6 protein-coding genes and 1 pseudogene are annotated in these 6270 nt (G+C 62.6%); 4 read left to right on the forward strand and 3 right to left on the reverse strand.

Annotated elements, in window-relative coordinates:
* Positions 1-98: 98 nt before the first annotated feature.
* A pseudogene (locus tag AC50X9_RS20995) lies at positions 99-1243 on the reverse strand (IS3 family transposase).
* 938 nt (positions 1244-2181) lie between these two features.
* Here AC50X9_RS20995 and AC50X9_RS21000 point away from each other — a divergent pair.
* The 4 genes from AC50X9_RS21000 (at position 2182) to AC50X9_RS21015 (ending at position 4893) form a co-directional block, all read left to right on the forward strand.
* Positions 2182-2934 carry a lytic transglycosylase domain-containing protein gene (locus AC50X9_RS21000; RefSeq protein WP_494896980.1) on the forward strand — a complete coding sequence of 251 codons (753 nt, stop codon included), beginning with the start codon at positions 2182-2184 and terminating at the stop codon, positions 2932-2934.
* 327 nt (positions 2935-3261) lie between these two features.
* Complete coding sequence (locus AC50X9_RS21005; protein WP_494896982.1) at positions 3262-3921, forward strand: dihydrofolate reductase family protein; 660 nt, start codon at positions 3262-3264, stop codon at positions 3919-3921.
* Between the two features lie 222 nt (positions 3922-4143).
* Positions 4144-4290: a lmo0937 family membrane protein gene (locus AC50X9_RS21010; protein WP_479812545.1), complete on the forward strand. Its 147-nt coding sequence runs from the start codon at positions 4144-4146 to the stop codon at positions 4288-4290.
* 114 nt (positions 4291-4404) lie between these two features.
* Complete coding sequence (locus AC50X9_RS21015; protein ID WP_494896985.1) at positions 4405-4893, forward strand: GNAT family N-acetyltransferase; 489 nt, start codon at positions 4405-4407, stop codon at positions 4891-4893.
* 38 nt (positions 4894-4931) lie between these two features.
* On the opposite strand, the gene AC50X9_RS21020 is transcribed toward AC50X9_RS21015, so the two are convergent.
* Both AC50X9_RS21020 and AC50X9_RS21025 read right to left on the reverse strand, forming a co-directional pair.
* The gene (locus tag AC50X9_RS21020; RefSeq protein ID WP_494896987.1) at positions 4932-5222 is read right to left on the reverse strand and encodes a DUF1905 domain-containing protein; all 291 of its coding nucleotides are present in this window, start codon (positions 5220-5222) and stop codon (positions 4932-4934) included.
* 48 nt (positions 5223-5270) lie between these two features.
* The gene (locus tag AC50X9_RS21025) at positions 5271-5933 is read right to left on the reverse strand and encodes a maleylpyruvate isomerase family mycothiol-dependent enzyme (protein ID WP_494896989.1); all 663 of its coding nucleotides are present in this window, start codon (positions 5931-5933) and stop codon (positions 5271-5273) included.
* Positions 5934-6270 lie beyond the last annotated feature (337 nt).

The raw sequence follows: 6270 nt of genomic DNA on the forward strand, positions 1-6270 counted from the left end.
CCTGTACGGCATCCTCAAGGAACTCCAACGAGTGATCGCCGCCTGGCTCGGCTACTGCCCCAACTGCCGCCAACGCGCCCCAACCTAACAAAGTACTACTAGGCCGCTGTGAGCGCGGTCCGGTTGATTGTTTCATATTCGATCGGCGTGAGTTTTCCCAGCCGTCTTTGCCGTCGCTGGCGGTGGTACGTCCTTTCGATCCAGATGGTGATCGCCAGGCGGAGCTCCTGGCGTGTGAGCCATCTCTGGCGGTCCAGGACATTTTTCTGCAGCAACGAGAAGAAGGATTCCATCGCGGCGTTGTCCGCGCACGCGCCGACCCTGCCCATCGACCCTGCGAGCCCGTGGTGCCGGAGCGATTCGACGAAGCGGCGGGACCGAAACTGGGATCCCCGATCCGAGTGCACCACCGTTCCTGCCGGGCGGCGTGAGCGCACGGCGTTCTCCAGTGCGGCGACCGCCAGCGAGGATTTCATCCGTGAGTCCATCGAGTACCCAACGATCCTGCCGGAGTAGACGTCCTTGACCGCGCAGAGTTAGAGCTTCCCCTCGGCGGTAGGGTGCTCGGTGATGTCGGTCAGCCACAGCTCGTTCGGCGCCTCGGCGGTAAAGTCCCGCTCCACCAGGTCATCGTGGACCGGTGGTCCCGGCTTCCGGTTCAGGCCACGCTTCTTGGAGAACACGGACCAGATGCCGTGGTCCCGGCACAATCGCTGGACCCTGTTCTCGCCGGCCAGGATGCCTTTCTCGGGGAGTTCGTCGGCGATGAAACGGTATCCGAAGGCGGGATCGTCGTCGTGGATGTCCAGGGCGGCGTTGACCAGGTGCGCATCCTCCCAGTCCCGGTCCGTCATCGGGCTGGCCCTCCACCGGTAATAGCCTTGCTTGCTGAATCCCAACACCCTGCAGGTCACGGCCACGGGAACTCCGTCGGCGGCAAGATCCGTGACCAGCGGGTACATCATTTTGGGTTGATGTCCCTCGCCAGATAAGCAGCAGCCCGGCGCAGAATCTCATTCTCCTGCTCCAACAGGCGGTGGCGTTTCTTCAGCTCCCGCATCTCGGCCGACTCGGCCGCTGCCGGGCCGGCGCCGGAATCTTTACGCTCGGCGATGGCAATCCACCGTTTCAGCGTCGTGACCGAAAGCCCGAAATCCTTGGCAATTTGCGCCAGCGGCGCTTCGCCCTTGCGGGCCACATCAATAACATCCTGGCGGAACTCCGCCCCATAAGCCGTGGGCATGGTCAACATCCTTCCACGAGCAGTCGCTCGCTAGGTCAAGGAGTCAACAAAACCGGGGGCAGTCCCGACGTTGCGGTCGGCTCCGCTGCGCCGTTGGTGGTGCGTGCTCACTTCATGGAGGGGCGCCCGTCGGTTGGTCATGTAGTTTGCGGTTCGTTTCTCCATGAGATGTTCGGAAAGGAGGAACCCGCCGCCATGATGTTCGTTGATTTCCAGCATGAGGGCCGCCCCGTTGTGCGGCGCTTGTTTGCGGCCGGTCCGGTTCCGGAGATCTGCTTTTCTTGTCGGAGCGAAATCGCGCCCAAGACACAACTGCCTCGCCTGGACGGCCGTTTAAGCAGCGTGGTTGGGTCGGCGAAGTGGGCAAGGAAGAGGGTGTGCACAATGTGCACACCCTGGGCTTCGGATCGGGTCGTACTGGCGCCGGACTGGGACGGATTGCGGATGTTTGCGGGGGAGTTGCGGAAATTCAAGGGCTGGAACCCGGTCGAGTCCCACCTCGGGCACATGTTTTCCCTACTCAGGGGCTTGCGAGCCTCTGCGTGTGCACAAACTGTTCACTGATGGGCCCCTTCGGGGGCCTTTTTTGTTGGCAGCGGTTGCAGTGGCTGGCAGCCTCCTTTCCTATGTGCTCGACGGTTCGGGCCTTTGTTACTTCTTCATGGGTGCCCGCGGCGTCTACTGCATGACGCTGTGGACTTGGGAGGCGATGTGCCGTAGGGGCTGCCTGCTATCTGGCTGGTACTTCACATCCGCTCATTACCTGCGTGGTCGAGGACGACATGACGGCACGGTGGGACGCCGTGGTGCCTATGAAGGGTTCGGTGTCAGGTCCGCGTGGCCGGCCAAAGCACCCGCGGCCGACCCGACGGCCTCCCCTGATCCGCTGAGAACCGTTTCGTCAACCGGTCACGGAGCGTGGATGGTTTGATTAGTCCGTGCTCCGTCTAAAACGCCTTATGGTCTTCAGCCTGTTCGCGGTGTGCCTCATCACCGCATTCTCCTTCTGGGCGACCCGGCAGCCCGGCGCAGACGCCCGCGGGGCCCTTTCTGCACCTCCCCGAGCGGGGGCGGAACTTGAAATGTTCTCCACCGGCCTCACCACTGCCGTGAACGTGACCCCGAGCCCGGATGACCAGTGGCTGATCCGGGCTGCCGCGCAGACCGGGATTCCTGCCCGCGCGCTGCGGGCCTATGTTGCGGCGGCAGCCACGGCCAACGATTCCGCTCCGCTGTGCGGGATCGGCTGGAACACCGTGGCAGCTGTCGGCTTCGTCGAATCCGCGCACGGAACTTACGGCGGCGGCAGCCTCAACACCGCAGGGCAGGCGAGCGGCGCACTTGTGGGCCCGAGCCTCAATGGCGCCGGGTTCGCCGCCATCGCCGACACGGACGCGGGAGTCCTGGACGGCGACGCCCGCTGGGACCACGCCGTCGGACCTATGCAGTTCATTCCCTCCACCTGGCAGCTTGCAGGGCGGGACGGGAACGGGGACGGAGCAGCGGACCCGTTCAATATCGACGACGCCGCCCTCAGCGCGGCGACCTACCTGTGCGCCCAAAGCCGTGACCTCTCAACCGCCCAAGGGTGGACCGACGCCATTTACTCCTACAACCAGTCCGATCCCTACATCCGCCAGGTCCGGGCCCAAGCCACCGCATACGCCGCGAAGACGGGCACCGCCGAATGAGTCCACCCGCTGATGGCCCACGGCGGTGAATGCCAAGGGGGCCCGGTGGATCCACGAGGTGCTTCAAGCGGCTGGCGAGGATGCGGGAGGCGATGCCTTCCTCTGACTTGGCCAGCAATATACTGAAGTGGCGCCGGTTGCCGCAGATCACGTCGCGCAGAACCAGCAGCGCCCAGGCGGCGCCGGGGACCTCGAGCGCCGCCTTGATGGGGCATCCGCTACGCGGTTCCGGGTGCATCGCGGCTATGTTCTCCCATCGTCGGTCTTGAGTCGTTGGGTTCGATCACCATAAAGTGATTGCGAACGACAAGCACTTCAGGAGATGACATGTCCCTCGTCCGCGTGCATAACTTCTCGGTCTCCCTCGACGGCTTCGGCACCGGCGAAGGCCAGCAACTCGACGCTCCGTTCGGGCACGCAGGCTCACGGCTGATGGAGTGGGCTTTCGAGACGCGCACCTTCCGCGAGATGGGCATCCACGGGGAGTCGGAGGGATCCTTCGGCGTGGACGAGGCGTTCGCCAGCATGTGGGGGCCCGGGATCGGCGTGGAGATCATGGGGCGCAACAAGTTCGGCCCTCAACGCGGTCCCTGGGAGGACGGGGAATGGAAGGGATGGTGGGGCGACAACCCTGTCTTCCACACCCCTGTAGTTGTTCTGACGCACCACCCCCGGCCGGTACTCGAGATGGAAGGCGGGACAACCTTCCATTTCGTTGACGCCGACCCCGTCTCCGCGCTCAAGCAGGCCCGCGCCCTGGCCGGCGATCTTGACGTCCGGATCGGTGGCGGGGTCAGCACGGTTCGAGAGTTCCTCGAGGCCGATTTGATCGACCACATGCACATCGTCCTCGTGCCGATCGTCCTGGGCCGGGGCGAACGGCTCTGGGATGGACTCGAAGGACTCGAACGACGCTTTGACATCGAAGCGACCCCTTCTCCATCCGGAGTTCTCCATCTGATCTTCACTCGTCGCACGGACCGGTAGGCCGACATGGGAGCGATCGCCCGTGGACGACCGTCTTACGGGACAGTCTGACCAGTTGAACTTTCCCGAAGGGCGAGGCAGCATGCCCGACGCATCATCGTTCCAGGAGACCGACCGGCTCGTGTCCTACGCCTTATCTTTCTGCTATTCCTACCCACACCAGTACTGACATATGGTGATATGCACCACACGATTACCGTGCGGGAATTAAAGGAGACTCTCATGCTGCTCTGGATAGCCATCATTATCGCAGTTCTCTGGCTTCTCGGCCTGCTCGGCAACATCGGTGGCGGGTTAATTCACATACTTTTGGTTATCGCCGTGGTCGTCTTGATCCTCCACTTCGTTCGCGGCAGGTCCCGCGCCTAAAATACAAAACTGTGGTCCGCCCCTGCTGGACAGCGAGGTGGGAGCTGCCGCCGTTCTCGGGCAAAGCCTGCAAGTCGCCTGACCCGACCGACAGATGGCTCTGTACTGACGAACATGCCGGCCACCCGCCGGGACGGCGAGACGGTTCGTTGGCTCTCCGGGAGGGCGGGGACGGTCGATTCCACACGCCGACATTTTGCGATGCTGGCTGAGAATGCGAGCCGCGGGGTAGGTAAGCGGGGATTCGGCATATGGCTCGACGGCCAGTTGGCTGGGTATATCGATTTCGACCCCGACACGAACGACTTACCTGCTGCCGGTGACGTGAATATCTCCCATGCCGTTCATCCTTGGGCACGTCGTCGAGTTGTTGCGGCGACTGCACTCCTTCTGGTCTGCAACTACATTGCGGACGAGGACATTGGTGACAGAACAATCATCCGGGCTGACCCCCAGAACACTGCATCACTCGGTGTAGCGGAACACTGCGGGTTCCGTTTCATCGCAGCGATTACATCGATGTCTGATCACCGTCCGGACGGCTCGCCCGTCGTATACGTGACGTACGCTCTCGATCTTCGCGACAGGGCAGACGCCCGATAAGCGTTCGGCTTGCGGGACGATGTATTGCGTTGGCTATTTCAGCGAAGCCGGCGTTGTAGGTGCACGGTTACTTCGTCGCCGACATCCTTACCGAGGCGCTTACGCATTGCCGCGCTGACTGAGAGCATATGCCCGCCGCTACCGGTGACCATGAGTCCCACGTCGGGCATCGCAATGCCGTCTACGGTCGCGTCGACCCGCACGCTTCGACCGGTCCCGAAGAACTCAGCCGAGCCAGGCATTTCGACGCAGGGCCATGTCTCACCCTTGATCAGGACTCCGATTGGTGCGGTGAACGAATGGTTGATGTGCTGGGGCAAGCCGGACATTTATCTTCCTTCCGGATACAGGAGCAACTAGGCCACGGTATCGTCCTGCTACCGGAGCGGTTCATGTGCGGTGCTGCCGAGGCGTGACCGAAGAGTCGGCACGCCGGGACCGTGGAGGTCCTCAAGGTAAGGAACGCGTCCGGCCATCGTCATCACCAGGGCGAGGGTCGACCCAGTAACCAGCGAGCCCGTACCCGCGGTGAAGGGCCCGTCATCTGCCCTCAATTGCAGACTGGCAGCGTGCGTGCGGCTGGCAACTGTGAAGTCGCGGCGCGCGTAGAACTCCGCGACGGGTGTCAACGCATCAATGCTCGGAGTACGGGGAAGCCCCAGCGGGTGGCGGATGTCTTGAGCGTGCACGACTACCTCCCCCAGATAGGCCGGAGTGTCGGAGGACGGTGCGATGCTGCTATTGATGACGGCGCGAAACCGGGCCAGGGTTTCGGCCGAGGTGTTACCGCGGTGCTCCTCCAGTCGGCGCTGGTTGTGCACGTCAGGGCGGAAGCGCGCACCGAGCATGCTGCGCAGCCACTGCCACTGGTTCAGGCTCGCTGCGGCAGTGAGATGCGCGACGACTTGCTCGACATCCCACCGCCCACATAGAGTCTCGTGATGCCACTGCTCCGGGCTAAGGACTGCCAAGTCCTCCGCCAGCGCGGCGCGCTCAGCATGCGCTAGAGCCCAAAGGTGGCCGTCCGAAGATTTCGCCATGACGTCCGCTTCCTCTATTCGACTTTCGTGGCTTCACTCCCACGCTCGCTCGCCACATACAGACGCATTCAAGCACAGCAAATCATCGGCAGGACGAAAACTCCTCAGAGAATGAATTTTCGTCCCGTAAGACGTTCCCCATACGGACATGTAGTGGGTCGTGCAGACGAGTGTGGACATTCCGTGCAGACGACTTCGGAAACTGACACCGACGCACCTAGGGATCACGGCTTCCTAGCCCGGGGTTTTCATGAGGGTGGGGCCCGTAGGGTGTGTTTAAGCGACGAAAGGTGCTTCTGAGCTGGGAAAATAGTGTTGTTGACGCACTGTTCCACCG

This window comes from Pseudarthrobacter sp. HLT1-3 (genome assembly GCF_059383535.1).